Origin of the sequence: Sphingopyxis alaskensis RB2256, from assembly GCF_000013985.1 — a bacterium.
Taxonomy (GTDB): Bacteria; Pseudomonadota; Alphaproteobacteria; order Sphingomonadales; family Sphingomonadaceae; genus Sphingopyxis; species Sphingopyxis alaskensis.
Window position 1 is genome coordinate 294,148 of record NC_008048.1, and the last position, 21,199, is coordinate 315,346.

Here is a 21,199-nt window from a genome sequence, read left to right on the forward strand (position 1 = left end):
TGCAAGACGATTGTATCGGACCGCCAATAAGGCGGCGGGATCAACGCACCCCGATCGTCAGATGCGCGATGGCGGGCGCACCCTCCAGCTGCTCGCGCAGCGCGGCGGAGCAAGCGGACCCCGCGACCTCGACGATCGCGGCGCGCGCGCCGGGGCCGACGCGCCAGACGTGAAGGTCGGTGATTTCGGCGCCCGCCGCCTCGACGCGCGCGCGGATCGCCGCTGCGGCCGGCGCATCGTGGGTGTCAAGCAGGATCGCCGCGGTGTCGCGCATCAGGCTCCACGCCCAGCGCGCGATGACGATCGCCCCGACGATGCCCATTGCGGGATCCATCCAGCCAAGCCCCAGATAGCGCCCGGCGAGCAGCGCAACGATCGCGAGCAGCGAGGTCAGCGCATCGGCGAGGACGTGGAAATAGGCCGACCGCAGATTATTGTCATGGCCATGGGCGTGGTCGTGCCCATGGTCGTGAAGATGATGGTCGTGATGCCCGCCCATCAGCAGCAGCGCGCTGACGATATTGACCGCGAGTCCCAGCACTGCGACGAGCGTTGCACTCGCAAAATCCACGCGCACCGGATCGATCAGCCGCAGCGTCGATTCGACCGCGATACCGATCGCAAAGACGCCGAGGATCAGCGCCGAGGCGAAACCGGCAAGATCGCCGATCTTGCCCGTGCCGAAGCTGAAACGCGGATCGTTCCGGTGTTTCCTCGCATAGCGATAGGCGAGCGCCGCGAGTCCGAGCGCGCCGGCATGAGTCGCCATGTGAAAGCCATCGGCGAGCAGCGCCATCGACCCGGTCCAGTAACCCGCGGCGATCTCGCCGACCATCATTGCGGCGGTGAGCGCGACGACCCATCGGGTCCGCCGCGCATTGTCGTCGTGCGCGGCGGCCAGAAAATCATGGCGATGCCGGGCGGGAGCGGTGTCCGACATGGCGGCGCCCTATTTCGCGTAGCGGCGGATCACCGCGAGCAGATCCTCTGCCCCGGTCGCGCGCTCCGCATCGCTGAGCCCCGGCAGCGCGACATGATCCTTCAGATGTTCGGCGATCACCTCGGCGAGCAGGCCGTTCACCGCGCCGCGCACCGCGGCGACGCGGTGCAGCACCGTCGCGCACGGGGCATCGGCGGCAAGCGCCTTTTCAACCGCGGCGACCTGGCCCGCGATGCGGCGGACGCGCGCGATGAGGTCGGGGCGGGCGGCGAGATGCGACATAATATACCCCCCTAACCTATATAACGGCGGCGTTCAAGCTGGGCCGCAGCTTGCCTTGCCGGGCGTGCGCGCGGCGGGTCAACGCCGGGGTTCCGTCGCCGTGGAGGCGATCGCCGCTGATTGCGATCGCCGCTTGCCTTGCATCGGAAAGCGCGACCGCTTTATCATGCGGCCCAACCCGAAATGATATGAAGGTGGGGAGGGGCGCCTTTATCCCCCGTCCGCCGCGCTTGGCAGCCGCAACGGGGGATGAGGTTCGTTGTGCACAAAGAGAACATTAAGGGAACAAAATGCACGAGTCAACCCGGCCGTCCGCTTTTTCCGTCGATCACTCCGGGCGGTTGACGTAAACGTCAATCGGCGCCAGGGCCGGGCCAGCCAAGGAAAGGGAGACGCATGGCCGAGCAACCGAAGTTCGATCTGACGGGGCGTGTGGCGCTGGTTACGGGGGCGTCGTCGGGGCTGGGCGCGGGGTTTGCCAAGGCGCTGGCCGCGGCGGGGGCCAAGGTCGTGCTCGCTGCGCGGCGCGCCGACAAGCTGGCGGAGCAGGTGGCGGCGATCGAGGCGGCGGGCGGGCAGGCGGTCGCGGTGAGCATGGATGTCACCGACGAAGCATCGACCAAGGCGGCCTATGACGCCGCCGAAGCCGCCTTTGGCACCGTCGACACGATTGTCGCCAACGCCGGGGTCGCGACCGAGAAGATGGCGATGAGCCTGTCGGTCGAGGATGTCGATTTCCTGCTCGCCGCCAATGTGCGCGGCGTGTTCCTGACCGCAAACGAAGGCGCGAAACGGCTCGACCAGGCGGGGAGCCGCGAGAAGCAGCATGGGCGCATCGTGCTGATCGGGTCGATCACTGCGGAGAAGGTCTTTCCGGCCACCTCGGTCTATGGCGCGACCAAGGCGGCGGTGCGCCATCTGGGCAAGGCGCTGGCGCGCGAATGGGCGCGGCGCGGGATATGCGTCAATGTCATCCAGCCGGGCTATTTCGAATCCGAAATGACCGCCGAACTGCTCGAAAGCGACGCGGGGGCGGCGATGGTCAAAAGCTTTCCGCGCCAGCGGATGCGCCCCGCGACCGACCTGCACGCGCCGCTGCTGTTGCTTTGCTCCGACGCCGCGGCGGGCGTCACGGGAAGCGTGTTCACGATCGACGACGGGCAGACTTTGTGAGCGCGCTGCTGATCGAGGCGCGCGGTGCGGTCGAGATCGCGACGCTGAACCGGCCCGAACGGCTGAATGCGCTGAACGAGGAGCTGGTCGACGAACTCAACGCCTATTTCGGCGGGCTCGTGGAGCGGCCCGACGTGCGCGTCGTGATCCTGCGCGGCGCGGGGCGCGGTTTCTGCGCGGGACTCGATATTCAGGAGGACCGGGCGGGCGACGAGACGCCGGTGCTTCGCACGCTGCGCACGCAGACGCGCATCGGCAACATCTATCGCAAGATGCGCGCCTGTCCGCAGCCGGTCATCGCGCTGGGCCATGGCGCCGCGTGCGGGGGCGGCCTGTCGCTGCTGCTCGCGTCGGACGTGCGCTATGCCACGCCGTCGCTGCGCTGCAATGCCGCCTATATCCGCATCGGGCTGGGCGGGTGCGACATGGCGTCGAGCTATTTCCTGCCGCGGCTGGTCGGCGCGAGCCTCGCCGCCGAGATGATCCTGACCGGGCGCTTTATCGACGCCGAGCGCGCGCTGCGCGCCGGGCTGGTGAGCGAGATCGTCGGGGAGGAGGCGTTGCTCGACCGCGGACTGGCGCTCGCCGACGAGATGCTGGCGACGAGTCCGCACGGGCTGCGCCTGTCGAAGCAGGCGCTGAACCTCAACCTCGACGCGCCGAGTCTGGACGCCGCGATGGCGATCGAGGACCGGCAGCAGGTGATTCTGTCGGCGACCGAGGATCACAAGGAGGCGCTGGCCGCTTTTCTGGAGAAGCGCGCGCCCGAATATCGCGAGCGATAGGATCGCCGCGCACGCCCCATTGACTTGCCATTATATTGGCATAGTAAATGCCATATCCCTTGGGGGTGGGAGTGATGGCAGCAGGCTGGAGGACCACCAGGCGGGGCCGGACAGGTGCGTCCCGGCGTGCTGCCATCATCGCGCTCGCATGCCTGTTGGGAAGCACATCGGGCCTGGCGCAGTCACGCGCGGCGCCGCCGCGCCAGCCCAATATCGTCATCCTGCTCGCCGACGACTGGGGGTTTTCGGACGTCGGTGCCTTTGGCTCCGAAATCGCGACACCGCATATCGACGCGCTCGCACGCGCCGGAATGCGCTTTGCGAACTTCCATGTCTCGGGTTCCTGCTCGCCGACGCGCGCGATGCTCCAGACGGGGGTGATGAACCACCGCAACGGCCTCGGCAACATGCCCGAGACGATCCCCGACGAACATCGCGGCAAGCCCGGTTACGACACGGTGATGAACCTGCGCGTCGTGACGATCGCAGAGTTGATGAAGGCCGCGGGATACCGCACCTACCTGACCGGCAAATGGCATCTGGGCAGCGACGCAAAGCGGCTGCCCGAAGCGCGCGGATACGACCGCGCCTTCAGTCTCGCCGATGCGGGCGCCGACAATTTCGAGCAGCGACCGATCGAAGGGCTGTACGACAAGGCGAACTGGACCGAGAACGGCCGCCCCGCGACCCTGCCCCGCGATTATTATTCATCCACCTTCGTCGTCGAAAAGATGATCGAATATATCGAGGCGGATCGCGATAGCGGCAAACCCTTCCTCGCCTCGATCAACTTCCTCGCCAATCATATCCCGGTGCAGGCGCCCGACAGCGACATCGCGCGCTATGCGGCGATGTATCAGGACGGCTGGACGGCGCTGCGCGAGGCACGCGCGCGGCGTGCGGCGGCACTCGGCATCGTGCCGGCGGGCACGCCGATGGTGACGATGCCGACGACGCGCGACTGGCAGAGGCTGGACGCCGACGAACGCGCGGCGGCGGTGCGCGTGATGCAGGCCTATGGCGGCATGGCGACCGCGATGGACCGCGAGATCGGGCGACTCGTCGCGCACCTCAAGACCACGGGCGATTACGACAACACGATCTTCGTCTTCCTGTCCGACAATGGCGCCGAGCCGACGAATCCCTTTGCCAGTCTGCGCAACCGGCTGTTCCTGCGGATGCAATATGATCTTTCGACCGATAACATCGGGCGGCGGGGCAGTTTTTCGGCGATCGGGCCGGGCTGGGCAAGCGCCGCGGCGTCGCCCTTGTCAGGTTACAAGTTCAGCGCCGCCGAGGGCGGGCTGCGCGTCCCGCTGATCATCGCCTGGCCGGGGCATGGCGCGATCCCGGCGGGCGCGATCAACGACGGGCTGGCGCATGTCACCGACCTCTTGCCGACGCTTGCCGAACTGGCGGACGTGCCGCTGCACGAAGGGACATGGCAGGGGCGGAGCGTCGAGCCGATCACGGGGCGCAGCCTCGTCCCGATGCTGAAGGGTGCTGCGGGCAGCGTCCATGGCGACGCGCCGCTCGGTTACGAGCTGTCGGGCAATGCCGCGCTGTTTCGCGGCGATTACAAGCTGGTGCGCAACCTGCCGCCGACCGGCGACGGCCGGTGGCGGCTCTATGACATCAAGACGGACCCCGGCGAGACCCGCGACCTGTCGGCGGCGATGCCCGATCGGTTCGCCGCGATGCTGTCCGACTACCGCGCCTATGCCAGGGCGAACGGCGTGCTCGACATGCCGGCGGGTTATACCGCCGACGAACAGATCAACCGTTATGCGTGGGAGCAGCAGGGGCGCAAACGCGCGATCAAGGCCGGGCTGTGGCTGGGCGGCGGGTTGATGGCGCTGGCGTTGCTGGTCTGGAGCTGGCGGCGGCGGCGCGCGCGGGGGTAATGTGGGCGCGGATGTGGGGTGCCTTGGGCGGTAGGCTGGATGGTTGAGGTTGTTGTCGGCTTTGGGGTGGAGAGCTGCCATAAACCCCTCTCCCCTTCAGGGGAGAGGGGTTGGGAGAGGGGGACCATCCAAACCCCTCTCAACTGCGGCTAGGCAGCAAGCTGCCAAGCCTTCGTGTCTCTCCCCTGAAGGGGAGAGAGCCCGAAATGCCAACGGCTGCTTTCGGTCGCAAGCCGCCGTTCCCGTCGTCGCTACGGCGTGGGTTTGTCCGGCGCCGGGCGCGCCGGGTCGATCAGGCGGAAGCCGATATGGTCGGTTCCCAGGCTGCGTTCCTGGAACTGGCGCGCGGCGGGGCGATAGCGGGCGCAATAATTGGCGGCGCACAGGAAGCTGCCGCCCTTGATGACATTGCGCTCGCTGCCTGCCGCGCTCGTCGTCCATTCCCAGACATTGCCGATGAGGTCGTGGACGCCGTGCGCGTCGGCGGGAAAACAGGCGACCGGCGCGCGGCCGGTGAAGCCATCGGTGCCAAGGTCGCGCAGCGGAAAGCTGCCCTGATAAAAATTGGCGCGCGGTTTGCCGTCTTTGCCGACGGGGACGTTGCGGTCGGCGCCGCCGCTCGCCGCGGCGAGTTCCCATTGCTCCTCGCTCGGCAGCGTCTTGCCCTTCCATTTGGCGAAGGCGAGCGCGTCCTCATAGCCGATCTGCACCACCGGGTCGCGGCCGCGCCCGTCGATGTTCGTCGCGGGTCCGGCGGGGTGACGCCACTCGGCGCCGACGACCCAGCGCCACCAGTTCGGATTGCCGTCGGTCGGCGCGGTGAACACCGCCGAACCGGGGATAAGCATGTCGGGCGGCGCGCCGGGCAGCGGCGGCGGGTCTTGCTCGGCGAGCGTTTTATAGCCCGTCGCGCGGACGAATTCGGCGAACTCGGCGTTGGTGACCTCGTGCGTCGCGATCCAGAAGCCCGCGACCGTGACTTCGCGCGGCGGCCCCTCTTCGGGCAGCTGCGCGTCGGCACCGAGGGTGAAGGTCGCGCCGGGGATCCAGGCATAATCCTGTGCCGGCATCGCGGGGCATTCGGGGGGCTTGGTTTCGGCCAGCGGAGTGTCGGGATCATCGCCGCACGCTGCGAGTGCGCCAATCAGAAGCAGCGCGGGCAAGGCGGCGCTGCGGATCATTCGTCGGCCACCGTCGCCAGCAGCGCCGCCACCATTTGCCCCAGCACCTCGCCCGCTTCCTCGGCCGACAGCCCCTGGTCGTGGCGCAGCGTGCGCCAGGTGTGGAAGGAAAGCGCGGCGCACAGCGCCTCGACGGTGATGCGGTCGGTGAGCACATGACCGGGCAGCAGGCGCAGGATCAGCTCGCGTTCGAGCATCACGACACGGCTGTACTGACCCATCAGGAAGGGCGACTGATAGCGTTTGATGTTCGCCGCAAGGCGAAAGGGCAGCGTCGTTTCAAAGACACGAATGCGGCGCCGCACCAGTTCGCGGACATTGGCGCGCCACGGCTGGTCGGGATAGGGCGCCGTGACGATCGGCATCACGCGGTCGGTGACCGTCGCGGTGATTTCGGAATAGAGCGCGTCCATATCGTCGAAATGGCGGAACACGGTACGCAGGCCGATGCCCGCTTCCTCAGCGACACGCGCGGCGCTCGGCGACAAATCGCCCGCGACGATCAGCTCCATCATCGCCTCGACGATGCGCTTGTGGCTCGACCGGCTGCGCGCGCGGCGGCCGTCGATCCGCTCGGCGCCGCTTCGCGCCGCTTCCGATTTCGTCACCCCGGTCGTCATCGCATCCTCGCTGGCCCAGCACGCCGCCGACGTCAAACGATCTTGCACTTCGGCGAATATAATGACACATATAGTGCCAATAGTTTTCGGGCAAGCCGAAGCGGCGGGTGAAGGGAGCGGGCATGGCCAATAAATGGGTGGCGCTGGGTGCCATGACGCTGGCGGCGGTCGGTGGCTATTGGGCCTATGACGCGAACAAATATCGCATCCCCGGCATCGTGCAGGACTGGCGCGAGCCGGTGCAGCCGAACCGGGCGATCGCGTGGCAGCAAGGGCCGGCGGCGGCGCCGGAGGGCGCGCGGCCGCCGAACATCATCCTGATCGTCGCCGACGACCTGGGCTATAACGACATCAGCCTGAACGGCGGCGGCGTCGCGGGGATCGTCAAGACGCCGAACATCGATGCGCTGGCGCGTGAGGGGGTCCATTTCACCACCGCCTATGCCGCCAACGCGACCTGCTCGCCCTCGCGCGCGGCGATGATGACGGGGCGCTATCCGACGCGCTTCGGCTTCGAGTTCACCGCGGTGCCGATCGAGTTCGCCGAAAATCTGGCGCATGGCGAGGGTGTCGGGCCGCACCGCGCGATCTTTCACGACGAACTGGTGACGCCCGACATCCCGCCCTATCCCCAGATGGGGGTGCCCGCGAGCGAGGTGACAATTGCCGAAGCGGTGAAGGCGGCGGGCTATCACACGGTTCACATCGGCAAATGGCATCTGGGCGAAGCCCCCGAATTGCAGCCGCACGCCCAGGGCTTCGACGAAAGCCTGGCGGTGCTGGCGGGCGCGGCAATGCTGCTGCCCGAGGATGACCCCGACGCAGTCAACGCCAAGCTGCCGTGGGATCCGATCGACCGCTTCATCTGGGCCAATCTGCGCCACGCAGTGACCTTCAACGGCAGCAAGCGGTTTGCCGCGCAGGGGCATATGACCGACTATTTCGCCGACGAGGCGATCAAGGCGATCGAAGCGAACCGGAACCGGCCCTTTTTCCTCTATCTTGCCTTCACCGCGCCGCACACGCCGCTGCAGGCGACGCGCGCCGATTATGACCGGCTCGCGGCGATCAAGGATCACAGGACGCGCGTTTATGGCGCGATGATCGCGCAGATGGACCGGCGGATCGGCGACGTGATGGCCAAGCTGAAGGAGGCCGGGATCGACGACAATACGCTCGTCATCTTCACCAGCGACAATGGCGGCGCCTGGTACAACGGGATGCCGGGGCTGAATGCGCCGTTCCGCGGGTGGAAAGCGACCTTTTTCGAAGGCGGCATCCGGGCGCCGCTGTTCATGCGCTGGCCAGCGCGCATCGCGCCGGGGACCGAGCGCGGCGACGTGACGGGCCATCTCGACCTTTTCGCGACGATTGCCGCCGCGGCGGGCGCGGCGCTGCCCGCGGACCGGACGATCGACAGCGAGGATATATTGGCCGGTCCCGCCAAGCGTCCGGCGATGTTCTGGCGCTCGGGCGATTATCGCGCGGTGCGCGCGGGCGACTGGAAATTGCAGGTGACGAAGCGACCCGAAAAGGCGCGCCTCTATAACCTTGCCGCCGATCCGACCGAACGGACCGACCTGTCGGCGCGCGAGCCGGCGCGCGTCGCCGAACTCGGCGCGATGATCGAGGCGCAGAACCGGGGCATGGCGACGCCGATCTGGCCGGGGTTGGTCGAAGGGCCGGTGCGCATCGACGTGCCGCTGAACACGCCGTGGCAGGACGGGCAGGATTATATCTATTGGACCAACTGATCGCGTCTGACCGCTTGTGAAACAAGGCCGCCGCACGTTAAGGGGCGGGGATGGCAAAGGGATCGGGGTCCAATGGCGGCGGCAACGCGCGCCCGACGATGGCGGACATCGCGAACGAACTCGGTCTTGCCAAGATCACCGTCTCGCGCGCGCTGTCGAACCCGTCGAGCGTCAAGGAAAGCACGCGGCGGCTGGTCCGTGAAACCGCCGAGCGCATGGGATATCGGCTCAACGTATCGGCGCGCAACCTGCGCCAACAGCGTACGCGCACGATCGCGGTGGTGATCGAAATGACGCCGTCGCACGAACGCTTGATGAGCGAGCCCTATCCGCTGCTGCTGCTCGGCGGCATCATGCAGGAACTGACCGCGGCCGGGCAGAATATGGTGCTGACGACGATCGACCTGTTCACCGCGGCGCCGCCCTCGGCCGATGGTGTCATCCTGCTGGGGCAGGGGGTGCATGACGATGCCGCCGCAGTGATCGAAGCGACCGGGCTGCCCTATGTGGTTTGGGGTGCCGAACATGGCCCGCCGGGGCGCATCGTCGTCGGCAGCGACAACCGCGAGGGCGGACGGCTCGCTGCCGACCATCTGCTCGGCCGCGGATGCCGCCGCCTCCTGTTCCTCGGCGATGCCGAACATGGCGAGGCCGAGGACCGGCTGCGCGGGTTCGAGGCGCGCGTCGCGGCGTCGGACGCCGCGATCGTCGGCAATATCCCCTGCGCCTTCACCCTGCCCGCGGGGCGCGAAGCGGTAGGGCCGCTGCTCGACGCGCGCGGCCTCGATTTCGACGGCATATTTGCGGCGAGCGATGCGATCGCGATGGGCGCGATCGAGGCGTTGCAGGCGCGCGGCCACCGTGTGCCGGGCGAGGTGTCGGTCGTCGGCTTCGACGATTCGCCCGGCGCCGCGCTCTTTTCGCCGTCGCTCACCAGCATCCGGCAGGACTGGGCGGTGGGCGGCGAACTGCTGGCACAAAAAGTGCTCGCCAAGGTGGCGGGCCAGCCGGTCGAGTCGCGCGCGATGCCGGTGGTTCTGGTCAAGCGCGAAAGCTGATATTTCAGACATTTTCCCGGTCGGTCACGCGCCTTTGACCGCGAAATGGTATCGATACCTTGACATCGATACCATTTCGCGCGAAACAGCATCGAGAGCGAAGGCCGGAGCAGCCTTCGCCGCGGGTGAGGATATTGTGGCGACCATCGAACAGTCTCTGGAACCGATGCGGCTCGTCCGGCGCGGAGCGGCGGGCGAAGACGCCACCGCGCGGGCGCTGTTCGCACTCGCCAACGGACTCGTCGGGGTCGAGGGCATGGCCGACGAGCTCGCGGTCGCATCCTGCGCCTATCTGCCCGACGCCTATATCCGCCGCCCGATCACCTATCACGAGAGCTTCCCCGGCTATGCGAGCGCGACCGATACGCGCATCGCCTGTCCGAGCCCGGTGCTGCTGCGGCTCGAGATCGACGGGCGGGCGGTCGATTTTGCCGCCGCCGACCTGCTCGACAGTGAAATCGCGCTCGACCTTGCGAGCGGGCAGGTGCAGCGCCGATCGCGCTGGCGGCTTGCCGGTGGGCGCACGATCGAGATCGCCGCCGAACGCATCGTCCCGCTGGATGGCGGCGCGCTCGTCGCCTCGCGCCTTCATATCCGCCCGGTCGATTTCGGCGGCGCGGTCGCGGCATGGCTGACCTATGGTTTCGACAGCGCCGCGCTCCACAAAGGCGATGCCGACGATCCGCGCATTTCGGGGCGCCTGCGCGCCCTGTGGCGCCTGACATCCCCCCTGCCGGGCGATGCTTCGTCGGTTACGCGCTTCGCGCAGGATGCCGTCGAGCTTGCCTATCGCCAGCATGTCGCCTGTCCCGACGCCGCCGTCGCCGCGACCGAGGCGGGCCATGTCGTGCGCGGCGAACTGGTCGCCGGCGGCACTCTGACGATCGACCGGGTGGTCGCGCTGGCCGCGGCCCGCGGTCGCCCGGTCGATCTTGCCGCGCTGGACGATGGCGATGCCGATTTCGATGCGCTCGCCGAGCGCCAGCGCGCAGCGGTGCAGCGATTGTGGGACGCCGCCGACCTCGCGATCGACGGCGACGATGCGCTGGCGGCGGCGCTGCGCTTCGACCTGTTCCAGCTCCACCAGTCGGCGAGCCGCGATCCGAACCACAGCATTGGCGCCAAGGGGCTGACCGGCGAGGGTTATGAGGGTCATTATTTCTGGGACGCCGAAACCTTCATGCTGCCGGTGCTCGCGTTGCAGGCGCCCGAAAAGGCGCGCGTGCTGATCGCCTACCGGATCGGCAAGCTCGACGCCGCGCGCGCCCATGCCCGCGCGATCGGCCATCGGAACGGCGCACTCTATCCCTGGCGGACGATCGGCGGCGACGAATGTTCGTCGCACTATCCGACTGGGTCGGCGCAATATCACATAAATGGCGACATCGCCTATGCGCTCGCGCTCGCTGTCGCGGCGACGGGCGACGAGGCTTTGCGCGCCGAAGCCGCCGAGATGCTGTTCGAGACGGCGCGCATCTGGATGGAGATCGGCGCCTTCGATCCGCGCCGCGGCGGCGCCTTCTGTATCCATGGGGTCACCGGCCCCGATGAGTATTCGGCGCTGGTCGACAATGATTTTTACACCAATGCGATTGCGCGCCGCCATCTGGCCTACGCCGCCGAAACCGCCGATTGGCTCGCTGCGCGCGGCGATCCGGCGGCGGTGACGCAGCGGATCGGGCTCGACGCCGCGGAGGTTGCCGAATGGCGCCGCGCCGCCGACGCGATGTGGCTGCCCGTCGATAGCGAGCTGGGCATCAACCCGCAGGACGATGCCTTCCTCGGCCGCCCCGAACTGCCGGGGCTGGCGCAGCGGGATGGCGAAGGCCCGCTGCTGATGCGCTATCACCCGATGATCCTCTTTCGCCACCGGGTCGCGAAGCAGGGCAATGTGGTGCAGGCGATGGCGATGGATCTGGTCGCCATGCCGCTCGCGCAGCAACGGCGCAATCTCGACTATTATACGCGCGTCACGACGCATGATTCGACGCTGTCGTCGGTGTCCTTCGCGATCGCCGCGGCGCGGCTCGGCGACGAACCGGCAGCATTGGACTTCATGCGCGAATGCGCGCTCGTCGACCTGGAGGATCGCCACGGCAACACATCGCACGGGCTGCACATGGCGGCGCTCGCGGGAAGCTGGCTGGTTCTGGCAGAGGGCTGGGGCGGGCTGCGCCTCGACGGCGCGGCGCCCGCGTTCCGGCCGCAGCTTCCCGCCGCATGGACGGGGTATCGCTTCCGCCTGCAATGGCGGGGTAGCGTGATCGAAACAGCGGTCGACGCTGCGGGCGCGACCTATCGCCTGCTCGCGGGCGCGCCGCTGGACATCACCGACCATGGCCGCGCGCTGACCGTCGGCGCCGATCGGGTCTTTGCCCCGCGCCCGGCGCTGAAGGGCGTGATCTTCGACCTCGACGGCGTGCTCACCGACACCGCCGAGGATCATTATCAGGCGTGGCAGGCGCTCGCCGACGCGCACGGGCTGACGTTCGACCGCGAAGCGAACCATGCGCTGAAGGGCGTCGATCGCGCCGGATCGCTGCGGCTGATCCTCGAACAAACGGGCAAGGCAGTCGAGCCGCCGAAGTTCGAGGCGATGCTGGCGGAGAAAAACGCCACCTATGTCGCGCGGCTCCGGGGCTATTCGCCCGCCAATTTGTTCGCTGGCGTCGAGCGGCTATTCGCTGCCCTGCGCGCCGCGGGACTGAAAATCGGCCTGGCTTCGGCCAGCCGTAACGCGCGTGACGTGGTGGCGCGGCTCGGCATCGCCGATGCGTTCGATTTTATCGCCGACGCGGGTGCGGTGACGCACCCCAAGCCGGCGCCCGACATTTTCCTGGCCTGTGCCGATGGCATGGGCCTGTCCCCGGACCAGTGCATCGGTGTCGAAGATGCGCGCGCCGGAATAACGGCCATCCATGCGGCGGGCATGGTGGCCATTGGCATCGGGTCTGAAGAGGCGCTGCCCGATGCCGACATTCACGTCCCCGCCATCGGCGACCTCACGCTCGGTCAGATCCTGTCGGCAGAACAGGAAACGGCCGCGCGCGGGCGCCGGACAGGCAGAACAGTCAATGCGGAGGATTTGTCATGTTGAAGACCACCCACCTGTTGTCGTCGATTGCGCTTTTCGCGCTGCCGATGGCCGCGCACGCTCAGGAAGCGCCTCTCGACGATGCGGCGCCCGCTGACGAGGAAATCGTCGTCACCGGCACCGCCGGCGGCGGCATCAGCCGTCAGGACGCGGCGTTCGCGATCACCAGCATCAATGCCGAGGCGATCGAGCGCGCGGCGCCGAACAGCACCGCCGACCTGTTCAAGGTCATCCCCGGTGTGTCGGCCGAAAGTTCGGGCGGCCAGAATGGCGCCAACATCTTCGTGCGCGGCTATCCGTCGGGCGGCGACGCCGAGTTCGTCACGCTGACGGTGCAGGGCGTGCCCTTTTTCTCGCCGCCGACCTTGTCCTTCCTCGAAAACACGCAGCTGATCCGCATCGACGAGACGATCGAGCGCGTCGAGGCTGTGCGCGGCGGCACCGGCGCATTGTTCGGTAACGGCCAGCCCGGCCTGACCGTCAACTTCGTCCAGAAAGAGGGCGGGCGCGATTTCGAGGGGCTCGTGAAAGCCAGCATCACCGATTTTGGCGACCTGCGCGGCGACATGCTGCTGTCAGGGCCGCTCGGCGAGTCGACCAGCTTCATGATCGGCGGCTATTATGCGAGCGGCAACGGCATCCGCGACCCGCGCTTCACCGCCGAAAAGGGTGGACAGATCACCGCCAATGTCCGGCACGACATGGACCGCGGCTCGATCCTCGTCTTTGCGCGCTACCTCAACGATCGCGGCCAGTGGCTGCTGCCGATCCCGGTGGTGCGCGACGGCGACAAGGTGCGCCAGTTCGGCAATATCGACCCCGGCACCGGCGTGCTTGCGGGGCCTGAAACGCGATTGAGCCTGCTGCCCGACGGGACGCGCGCCGACCTCGCCGACGGGCGCGGCGCCGACCTTGTCAACCTTGGCACCAATTTCGATTATGAGATCGGCGACGGGCTGCAATTGCGCTACCGCGCGAGCTACCTCAAGGGCGACGCCGACACGACGGGTCTCGTGCCCGCGAGCACCGCGACCAGCGCCGATGCCTATGCCGCCTCGCTCGGCAGCACGATCGGCAGCCTCACCTATGTCAACGGTGGGCAGGCGGTCGCGGGCAGCCAGCCGGTGATCCGCGCGGGCACCTGGATCGTGCGCAAGCAGATCGAGGATTTCACCAACGACCTTGCGGTCGAATGGGACAGCGGCAACAACAAGTTCACCGTCGGCGCCTATTATTCGGACTTCTCGTCGAACGACCAGTGGAACCTCGGCAACGTCCAGCTGCTCACCGCCGAAACGAACGCGCGCCTTCTGAACCTCGTGCTCGCCAACGGACAGGTCGCGACCGACCGCGGCTTCACACAGGGAAGCTTTTTCAACGTCAACGCCGCCTATGACGGGCGCGAATATGCCTTTTATGCGGTCGACGAGTTTCAGGTGACGCCCGAGCTGCGGCTCGACGCGGGCATCCGTTACCAGCATTACAAGGCGAGCGGGACGCTGGAGAACAATGATTTTGGCGTGAATGTCGATGGCGATCCCGACACGCTCTACGACAATGGCACCGCGGTGCTCAACGGCACCTTCCGCAATATCGCGTACAAGAAGGGCTCATGGTCGTGGACGGTCGGCGCCAATTACGACATCTCCTCGTCGGTTGGCGTCTATGCGCGTTACAATCGCGGCAACACCAACCCCTTCTTCGACAATCTGCGCGACGGGATTTTCGTGTCGCCGCGCGTCGACAATTATGAAGGCGGGGTGAAAGTGCGCACCGATCTGCTCTCGCTCTATGCCACCCTGTTTCACACGCGATTCCGCGGGCTGGCGACGACTGTGATCACCAATGGCGCGCCGATCGCGTCGATCGGGGGGGCACGCAGCACCGGGGTCGAGATCGAAGGACAGATTCGCCCGATCGACAATGTCTCGATCGCCTTTTCGGGCACCTGGCTCGATGCGAAATATCGGAACTTCTTCGCCGATGGCGGGGCGACCGACCTGTCGGGCAACCGGGTGCAACGCCAGCCGAAGTGGCAGTGGCGCGTGACCCCGGCCTATGACATTCCCTTCGGCAACGACGGCAAGGTCTCGCTCTATTCGACCTTCACCTATGTCGGCGACCGTTTCTCCGACACCGCGAACACCCAGTCGCTGCCCAATTATTTCAAGATCGACGCCGGGATCAGCGTCGATGTGAACCAGGCGCTCAGCTTTGCGGTGACCGCGGACAATCTGACCGACAAGGTCGGGCTGACCGAAGGCGATCCGCGCCAGCTCGGCGCCGGCAGCCAGGTCGTCAACGCGCGGCCGATCCTTGGCCGCTCGTTCCGCTTCAGCGCGGCGTACAGGTTCTGAGTTCATCCCTCCCTGGGTGGCCGCAGCCTCTTTGCGGCCACCCCTCTTTTTGGGGGAGGTGAGGCGCAACCGACAAAATCCTCCCCATCGCAAGTCGATGGGGAGGATCAGGCGGCCCTACCGCACCCGATACATTCGCCTCCGTCTCGCCTAAGGACATGCCATGGCCCGCACCCGACTGATCGCCGCGATGATCCTGACCTATGTTGGCTTTGCGATGCTGCTCAACAGCGTCGGGACGGTGATCCTCCAGTCGATTTCCAGCTTTGGCGTCACCAAGCCGCAGGCGAGCACGCTGGAGGGGTTCAAGGACATCACGATCGCGCTCGTGTCATTCGCGACGGCCAGCTATCTCGCGCGCATCGGCCTGCGCAAGGCGCTGATCGGCGCGCTGCTGCTTGCGATCGCGGCCTGTCTCGTGATGCCGATGCTCGGCAGCTTCGGGGCGGCGCAGCTGCATTTCGCGATGGTCGGCGCTGCCTTTGCCGTCGCCAAGGTCGCGGTCTATTCGATGATCGGCTTCGTCACCGCCGGACCGCGCCAGCACGCCAGCCTGACCAGCCTGATCGAGGGCATGTTCATGCTCGGCGTGCTCGCCTCCTACTGGGTGTTCAGCGCCTTCATCGATCCCACCGGGCTGCGCTGGCTGAATGCCTATTGGGTGCTCGCGGGCATCGTTGCGCTTGCGCTTGCGTTGCTGCTCTCGTCGCGCGTCGACGAGGCGCCGGCGGGCGAAGAGCCAGCGGTACCCGAGGCGGCGCCCTTCCGCGCGATGCTGCGCCTCGCGGCGCTGCCGCTGGTGCTCGTGTTCGTGCTCTGCGCTTTCGTTTTCGTCGTCATCGAACAGGGGATCGGCACCTGGCTGCCGACCTTCAACAACGAGGTGCTGCACCTGCCGGCGCAGATGAGTGTGCAGGCGGCCAGCCTGTTCGCGGCGTGTATCGCGCTCGGCCGTTTTGGCGCGGGGGCGGTGATGGCGCGGTTCGACTGGTATCCGGTGCTGAACGCCTGCCTGATCCTGCTCGCGGCGCTCATCATCCTCGTCCTGCCGCTCGCCGACGGGCTGTCGCCGCGGCCGATCGCAGGGTGGGGCGATGCGCCGGTGGCGGCCTTCCTGTTTCCGCTCATCGGCTTTGCGCTCGCGCCCATCTATCCGACGATCATCTCGGTGATGCTGAGCGCGATGCCGGGCCGCCAGCACCCGCCGCTGATGGGGCTGGTCGTCGTCTTCTCGGCGCTCGGCGGGACGACGGGGTCGGTGATCACCGGCCAGCTCTTCGCGCATCTCGACGGGCGCACCGCCTTTACGCTGATGCTCGTGCCGACCGCGATTCTCGGCATCGGGCTGTTTCTGTTGCGGCGGCAGATCGCGGTAAAAGACACTGCGAGCTAGGGTCAGGACCCATTAATTCCCCGTTCGAGGTTTGAAGCGATTTTGCTCAGGGCGAGGAGGAAAGGCGCAGGAATATGGACATATTTCAAGACTTTTCGACGCTGCCATGGGCAAAATCGGTCAAATCCCGAAGGGACGCCGAAATGGCTTCAATCTCGGACCTTCGCGGCCTTGCGGGTAGCGATGCTACCCGCTGCACCCGCCAAGGCCCGATATCTTCGCCATTTCGACGCCTCGAACGGGTAATTAATGGGTCCTGACCCTAATTGGCGGCGGCGCGCGGTTGTGGCAGAGGAACGCCGTCCATTACCCGCGGAGACATGATGCGCGCCCTTCTCCTTTCACTCGCCCTGCTTGCCCCCTTCGCGTCGGCGATCGCCAACGACGACGTCATCGACACCCACGTCCATCTGTGGAACGGCGAGGCATCGCTCGCCGAATATCGCGCAAAACTGAAAGCCGCGGGGCTTTCGGTCGAGCGATTCGGCGCGATGTGGTTCGGTGGTCCCAATCAGGCGCGCGCGGGCAATCCCGCCGACATCAGCGCGCGCAACGACGCGCTGATCGCGCTCGGCAAAAAACATCCCGACATGATTCCGATCGCGACCGTCCACCCCTATGACGGCGACGCCGCGCTGGCCGAAGTGACGCGCGTCGCGTCGCGCGGGGTCAAGCTGCTGAAAATCCATCCGCACACACAGGGGTTCGACGCCGCCGACCCGCGCGTGCTGACGCTCGTCAAACATGCGGGCGCATCGGGGCTGGTCGTGCTGCTCGACAATGCCAGCATTGTGCCCGCCGACAATGAAAAGCTGTTCAACCTCGCGCTCGCGGCGCCGAAGACGAAGTTCATCTTTGCGCATATGGGCGGGATGGGGTTCCGCTTCTGGAACATATTGGCGCTCGCGCGCACGGCCGAGGGGCTGTTTGCCGAGAATATATTCTTCGACATTTCGGGCGTGACGCTGTTCGCCGATTCGCCGGTCAAGGACGAATATGTCTGGACGATCCGCAACGTCGGTGTCGACCAGGTGCTGATCGCATCGGACTATCCGCAGATGTCACTCGCGAAGACGCTCGAAGCCTTCGACAAGCTGGACCTGACCGAAGAGGAACGCGCGAAGATCCGCTCGGGCAATGCCAAACGGCTGCTGGGGCTTTAGGAAGCGATGCCCCGCCCCCGACATTGAGACGCAGGAGAGCGGGAAGCGGGGCGAGCGCGCTTAAGCAGGGCGCGGATTGCCCGACGATGAACGAAGGGACCTAGCCGGCCCAAATCTTTGCATAAAGCATCGCCATCTCGTCGGCATCGGGGATGCGCGGATTGTTGGCGGGCGAACCCGATGCCGCCGCCTGCGCGCACATCGTCGGGATCAGCGCGTCCCAGCGCGCGGCGTCGATACCCCATGCCGCGGGGCCCGGCACCTCCAGCTCGCGGTTGAGCGCCGCGAGTTCGTCGATCAGCCGCGCCACCGCCGCCTGATCGCCCTCGGCATCGTCGGCGACGCCCATCGCGCGCGCGCAGTCGGCGTAGCGGGGAAGCGCGGCGGGCGCCGACCAGGCGGTAACGGCGGGCAGCAGCATCGCGTTCGACAAGCCGTGCGGGACATGGAAATGCGCGCCGATCGGTCGGCTCATCCCGTGGACGAGCGCGACCGAGCTGTTCGAAAAGGCAATCCCCGCCTGCGTTGCGCCGAGCATCATCGCCTCGCGCGCTGCGGCGTCCATCGGGTCCGCGCATACGCGGCGCAGATTGGGCGCGATCGCACGCATCGCGAGCATTGCCATGCCGTCGCTGAACGGATTGGCGCGGCGCGAGACATAGGCCTCGATCGCGTGCGTCAGCGAATCGATGCCGGTATCGGCGGTCAGCCGCCGGGGCTTGGTAAAGGTCAGTTCATAATCGACGAGCGCGGCGACGGGCAGATAGGCAAGGCCGGGGCAGAGCATCTTTTCGTCGGTCGCATCGTCGGTGATGATCGTGAAGCGCGTCGCCTCCGACCCGGTGCCCGCGGTCGTCGGGATGGCGATCACCGGCAAGCCGGGCGTGTCCTGCACATGCGGCGCCTTGTAATCGGCCATCGCGCCGCCGTGGTGGCCAAGCAGCGCGATCGCCTTGGCGCTGTCGAGCGGGCTGCCGCCGCCGAAGCCGACGACGCAATCATGGTCGCCTTCCTGAAGGAAGGCTACGCCGACGTTGATCGAGGCGATGGTGGGGTCGGGCACGGTATCGGCGAACACCCGCGCGGCGATCCCGGCGCTTGCCAGCCCGCCCGCCAGTTCGTCGACGCGCCCGCTGTTCAGCAGCCAGGGGTCGGTAACGATCAGCGGGCGCGACAGACCCAATGTCTCCAGCACCTCGCCGAGTTGTTTCGACGCGCCGCCGCCGATGCGGAGGATGCGGGGAAGGGCGATGCTTGCGATGCTCAACGGACGATCTCCTGACAGGAGGGTCTTACGTTGCAGGGCGCCGGGCGGAAATCCTTATTCTGTACGCGCGCCGATCGTCCGCGCGAAGAGGTCGAGCGCGGCGGTGATCGCGGCGCGATGCGCTGCGGCGGTCTGGCGCTGGTGCGCGCAAAAGGGGAGGGGGTTGGGCGCGTCCGCGGCGCAGGCGGTCAGGAAATCATAATGACCGGCGTCGGGGATGGTCTGATGATGCGCACGGGGCACCAATGCCGCGACGGCGAGGCCGTTGGTCGCGTTCGGCGTCACGCTGTCCGCTCCGCCGAGGATCAGCCGCGTTTCGACATCAATCGCGGCGAGGCTGGCGGGATCGAAGGCCTGCACGATCGCAGGTGCCATGACGAGCAGCGCGCGGATGCGCGGCCGCGGCGGCGTGGCGGCGATCTCCGCCAGCCGGGCGCGGGCGCTTTCGCCGTCCAGCATCGCCAGCACCTCGTCGATGGGGACCGCAAACTCGAGCTGCGGGCGGCAGACGCCATCATCGGGGTTGGCGGTGCAGAAACGGCGCAGCAGTCCTGTCTCCATGCGCGCGCCGCCCAGCGCGAGCGCAGTGAAACCGCCCGCCGAAAAACCCGCGGCAGCGACGCGGCCGGGGTCGAGCATCGGGCCAAGCACGGGGTCGGCGGCGACATGGTCAAAGGCCCGCCGCAGATCGCCGGGGCGTTCGAAGAAGAGCGCAGCGCCTGCTTTGGTCATCGCCTCCAGCCCATTGTTGCCCGGATGGTCGACGCCGATCACGACATAGCCCGCCTCGGCCATTGTCCTGGCGAACCAGCCCATCGCCACCGCCGCGCCGCCGAAGCCGTGCGAGAGGAGGATGACGCCGCGGCGCCCCCCGGCGGCAGGGGGGGCGTCGCGCACGACGGGCGGCGCAGTGCCGGCGCCGTCATCGCCTGCTGCGGGATACCAGACGGTGACGCGCAGCCGCGTACTGCCGTCGGCGTTGCGCGCGGCGGCCGGCGGGTGGTCGGCGGTCATCAGGCGTTGTCCGACGAACGGCCCGGCCCACACCGTCGGGGCGGCGCAGAGCAGCATGAGCAGCAAAGCCAGCCGCAGGGGTGCGCGAAGCCCCGTCATCGTCTGTCCTTTCTGACGCAATCCCGGTGAGTCAGATATACAGCACGCCGCTCTAACTGGCGGGTCATCGCGCGGTCAAATGAGGTTGAGCGCGGTGGCGCGGCACGCCGCCATCGCCGGGGTGGAGCACCCCATCAGCACCGCGACGCCGCGCAGCCGCCGCTCGACCTCCTTCTCGGCCAGGGCGAGCCTTTGTCCGATCCCGACAATCGAATAGCCCGCCGCGAAGAAGGCGAGCATGTCGCGGTCGGCGGGGTCGAGCCGCACCGGATCGTTGACCGGCAGCGTCGGCGCCGCCAGCCGGGCAAGCTGGTCGAGCAGGGCGGTCGAAACGAGACCGACGGCGGTGCGCGTCGCGAGGTCGGTGTCGATCGGCCCCGCCCAGGACGAAAGCGCGCGTACCGATCCGTCGCCCATCTGCACGGGCATGACGAAACCGTCGGCGATCTGGAAGTCGCGGGCTTCGTCGAGGATGCGGCGCTGGAGCGGCGACAGCATGGCGCGCGGAATGTCGCTCCAGAAAAAACCCGCCGACGCGGCGGCGGTGGCGCGGATCAGATAGTCGTGGTTGCGATAGCCGTTCGCTTCATTGTGGCGGAGCCATCCGATCGCGGGTCGCCCGTCGGCATCGCGCCCCACTTCCCACCCATGGATGCCGCGCCGCAGCGTGCCGGTCATGAAATGGGCAATGCCGAGCGCCGAAAGGAAGCGCGCGGCGATGTCGACCGCCGCCGCCGCGCTGCTGGCACCCGCAATCGCCACCGCGGTCTCGAAGGCGCCAAGGGCCAGCGACGCCGCTTCGGCGGCCGTTGCCGCCGCCGAGGCCGGGGCGATCTTTGGCGCAAACCCTGCGGCGAGCAGCATCGCATTGCGTTGCGCGGGCGTCAGTGCGAGCGCGTCGGCGATGCGCGCCACCATGTCGGCGCTGGGACGCGCGCGGCCCTTTTCGAGAAAGCCGAGGTGGCGAGGCGAAATGCCCATGTCGAGCGCAAGGTTCATCTGCGAGCGGCCGTCGCGTTTGCGGTGCTGACGCAGCAGCGCCGGAAAGCCAGTCGGGCATGGGCGGTCGGCGGCAAGGGAAAGCGAGGATGCCATGGCGCTGCACTTCATCATCG

16 protein-coding genes are annotated in these 21,199 nt (G+C 67.3%); 9 read left to right on the forward strand and 7 right to left on the reverse strand.

What is annotated here, in order from left to right; genetic code table 11:
- Nucleotides 1-40: 40 nt before the first annotated feature.
- Together dmeF and SALA_RS01475 are read right to left on the reverse strand one after the other, a co-directional pair.
- Nucleotides 41-940, reverse strand: a complete 900-nt coding sequence (dmeF, locus tag SALA_RS01470; protein ID WP_011540609.1) for a CDF family Co(II)/Ni(II) efflux transporter DmeF — start codon at nucleotides 938-940, stop codon at nucleotides 41-43.
- A 9-nt stretch (nucleotides 941-949) separates the two neighbouring features.
- Nucleotides 950-1,222, reverse strand: coding sequence for a metal/formaldehyde-sensitive transcriptional repressor (locus SALA_RS01475; protein WP_011540610.1), 273 nt, complete (start codon nucleotides 1,220-1,222; stop codon nucleotides 950-952).
- Between the two features lie 396 nt (nucleotides 1,223-1,618).
- Between SALA_RS01475 and SALA_RS01480 the strand changes: the two genes are divergently transcribed.
- From SALA_RS01480 to SALA_RS01490, 3 genes are all read left to right on the forward strand, one after another.
- Nucleotides 1,619-2,395 carry an SDR family NAD(P)-dependent oxidoreductase gene (locus SALA_RS01480; protein ID WP_011540611.1) on the forward strand — a complete coding sequence of 259 codons (777 nt, stop codon included), beginning with the start codon at nucleotides 1,619-1,621 and terminating at the stop codon, nucleotides 2,393-2,395.
- Nucleotides 2,392-3,180, forward strand: coding sequence for an enoyl-CoA hydratase/isomerase family protein (locus SALA_RS01485; RefSeq protein WP_011540612.1), 789 nt, complete (start codon nucleotides 2,392-2,394; stop codon nucleotides 3,178-3,180). Before SALA_RS01480 ends, SALA_RS01485 begins: the two co-directional genes overlap by 4 nt.
- A gap of 155 nt (nucleotides 3,181-3,335) precedes the next feature.
- Entirely contained in the window at nucleotides 3,336-5,084 is a 1,749-nt protein-coding gene (locus SALA_RS01490) for an arylsulfatase (RefSeq protein WP_237700905.1), read from the forward strand.
- A gap of 251 nt (nucleotides 5,085-5,335) precedes the next feature.
- On the opposite strand, the gene SALA_RS01495 is transcribed toward SALA_RS01490, so the two are convergent.
- Together SALA_RS01495 and SALA_RS01500 are read right to left on the reverse strand one after the other, a co-directional pair.
- Nucleotides 5,336-6,265, reverse strand: coding sequence for a formylglycine-generating enzyme family protein (locus tag SALA_RS01495; protein WP_011540614.1), 930 nt, complete (start codon nucleotides 6,263-6,265; stop codon nucleotides 5,336-5,338).
- Nucleotides 6,262-6,933 carry a TetR/AcrR family transcriptional regulator gene (locus SALA_RS01500; protein WP_237700906.1) on the reverse strand — a complete coding sequence of 224 codons (672 nt, stop codon included), beginning with the start codon at nucleotides 6,931-6,933 and terminating at the stop codon, nucleotides 6,262-6,264. The genes SALA_RS01495 and SALA_RS01500 overlap by 4 nt, the downstream gene beginning before the upstream one ends.
- Before the next feature lie 74 nt (nucleotides 6,934-7,007).
- Between SALA_RS01500 and SALA_RS01505 the strand changes: the two genes are divergently transcribed.
- The 6 genes from SALA_RS01505 (at nucleotide 7,008) to SALA_RS01530 (ending at nucleotide 17,704) form a co-directional block, all read left to right on the forward strand.
- Nucleotides 7,008-8,639, forward strand: a complete 1,632-nt coding sequence (locus SALA_RS01505) for a sulfatase-like hydrolase/transferase (protein WP_011540616.1) — start codon at nucleotides 7,008-7,010, stop codon at nucleotides 8,637-8,639.
- Nucleotides 8,640-8,689: 50 nt separating this feature from the next.
- Nucleotides 8,690-9,697: a substrate-binding domain-containing protein gene (locus SALA_RS01510; RefSeq protein ID WP_011540617.1), complete on the forward strand. Its 1,008-nt coding sequence runs from the start codon at nucleotides 8,690-8,692 to the stop codon at nucleotides 9,695-9,697.
- A gap of 136 nt (nucleotides 9,698-9,833) precedes the next feature.
- Complete coding sequence (pgmB, locus tag SALA_RS01515) at nucleotides 9,834-12,794, forward strand: beta-phosphoglucomutase (RefSeq protein ID WP_011540618.1); 2,961 nt, start codon at nucleotides 9,834-9,836, stop codon at nucleotides 12,792-12,794.
- Nucleotides 12,788-15,148: a TonB-dependent siderophore receptor gene (locus tag SALA_RS01520; protein WP_011540619.1), complete on the forward strand. Its 2,361-nt coding sequence runs from the start codon at nucleotides 12,788-12,790 to the stop codon at nucleotides 15,146-15,148. Before pgmB ends, SALA_RS01520 begins: the two co-directional genes overlap by 7 nt.
- 163 nt (nucleotides 15,149-15,311) lie before the next feature.
- The gene (locus SALA_RS01525) at nucleotides 15,312-16,541 is read left to right on the forward strand and encodes an MFS transporter (RefSeq protein WP_011540620.1); all 1,230 of its coding nucleotides are present in this window, start codon (nucleotides 15,312-15,314) and stop codon (nucleotides 16,539-16,541) included.
- Between the two features lie 323 nt (nucleotides 16,542-16,864).
- Nucleotides 16,865-17,704, forward strand: a complete 840-nt coding sequence (locus SALA_RS01530; RefSeq protein WP_011540621.1) for an amidohydrolase family protein — start codon at nucleotides 16,865-16,867, stop codon at nucleotides 17,702-17,704.
- Nucleotides 17,705-17,804: 100 nt separating this feature from the next.
- Here SALA_RS01530 and SALA_RS01535 read toward each other — a convergent pair whose 3' ends face one another.
- The 3 genes from SALA_RS01535 to SALA_RS16370 form a co-directional block, all read right to left on the reverse strand.
- The gene (locus tag SALA_RS01535; protein WP_011540622.1) at nucleotides 17,805-18,971 is read right to left on the reverse strand and encodes an iron-containing alcohol dehydrogenase; all 1,167 of its coding nucleotides are present in this window, start codon (nucleotides 18,969-18,971) and stop codon (nucleotides 17,805-17,807) included.
- Nucleotides 18,972-19,025: 54 nt separating this feature from the next.
- Entirely contained in the window at nucleotides 19,026-20,084 is a 1,059-nt protein-coding gene (locus SALA_RS01540) for an alpha/beta hydrolase family protein (RefSeq protein WP_011540623.1), read from the reverse strand.
- Nucleotides 20,085-20,159: 75 nt separating this feature from the next.
- Nucleotides 20,160-21,179: an autoinducer binding domain-containing protein gene (locus tag SALA_RS16370; protein WP_192807435.1), complete on the reverse strand. Its 1,020-nt coding sequence runs from the start codon at nucleotides 21,177-21,179 to the stop codon at nucleotides 20,160-20,162.
- Nucleotides 21,180-21,199: the final 20 nt, after the last annotated feature.

Bases quoted from the DNA above. Each gene is read 5' to 3' on its own strand.
- dmeF (WP_011540609.1), bottom strand. From the start codon at position 940: ATGTCGGACACCGCTCCCGCCCGGCATCGCCATGATTTTCTGGCCGCC.
- SALA_RS01475 (WP_011540610.1), bottom strand. From the start codon at position 1,222: ATGTCGCATCTCGCCGCCCGCCCCGACCTCATCGCGCGCGTCCGCCGC.
- SALA_RS01480 (WP_011540611.1), top strand. From the start codon at position 1,619: ATGGCCGAGCAACCGAAGTTCGATCTGACGGGGCGTGTGGCGCTGGTT.
- SALA_RS01495 (WP_011540614.1), bottom strand. From the start codon at position 6,265: ATGATCCGCAGCGCCGCCTTGCCCGCGCTGCTTCTGATTGGCGCACTC.
- SALA_RS01505 (WP_011540616.1), top strand. From the start codon at position 7,008: ATGGCCAATAAATGGGTGGCGCTGGGTGCCATGACGCTGGCGGCGGTC.
- SALA_RS01510 (WP_011540617.1), top strand. From the start codon at position 8,690: ATGGCAAAGGGATCGGGGTCCAATGGCGGCGGCAACGCGCGCCCGACG.
- SALA_RS01520 (WP_011540619.1), top strand. From the start codon at position 12,788: ATGTTGAAGACCACCCACCTGTTGTCGTCGATTGCGCTTTTCGCGCTG.
- SALA_RS01525 (WP_011540620.1), top strand. From the start codon at position 15,312: ATGGCCCGCACCCGACTGATCGCCGCGATGATCCTGACCTATGTTGGC.
- SALA_RS01530 (WP_011540621.1), top strand. From the start codon at position 16,865: ATGCGCGCCCTTCTCCTTTCACTCGCCCTGCTTGCCCCCTTCGCGTCG.
- SALA_RS01540 (WP_011540623.1), bottom strand. From the start codon at position 20,084: ATGACGGGGCTTCGCGCACCCCTGCGGCTGGCTTTGCTGCTCATGCTG.
- SALA_RS16370 (WP_192807435.1), bottom strand. From the start codon at position 21,179: ATGGCATCCTCGCTTTCCCTTGCCGCCGACCGCCCATGCCCGACTGGC.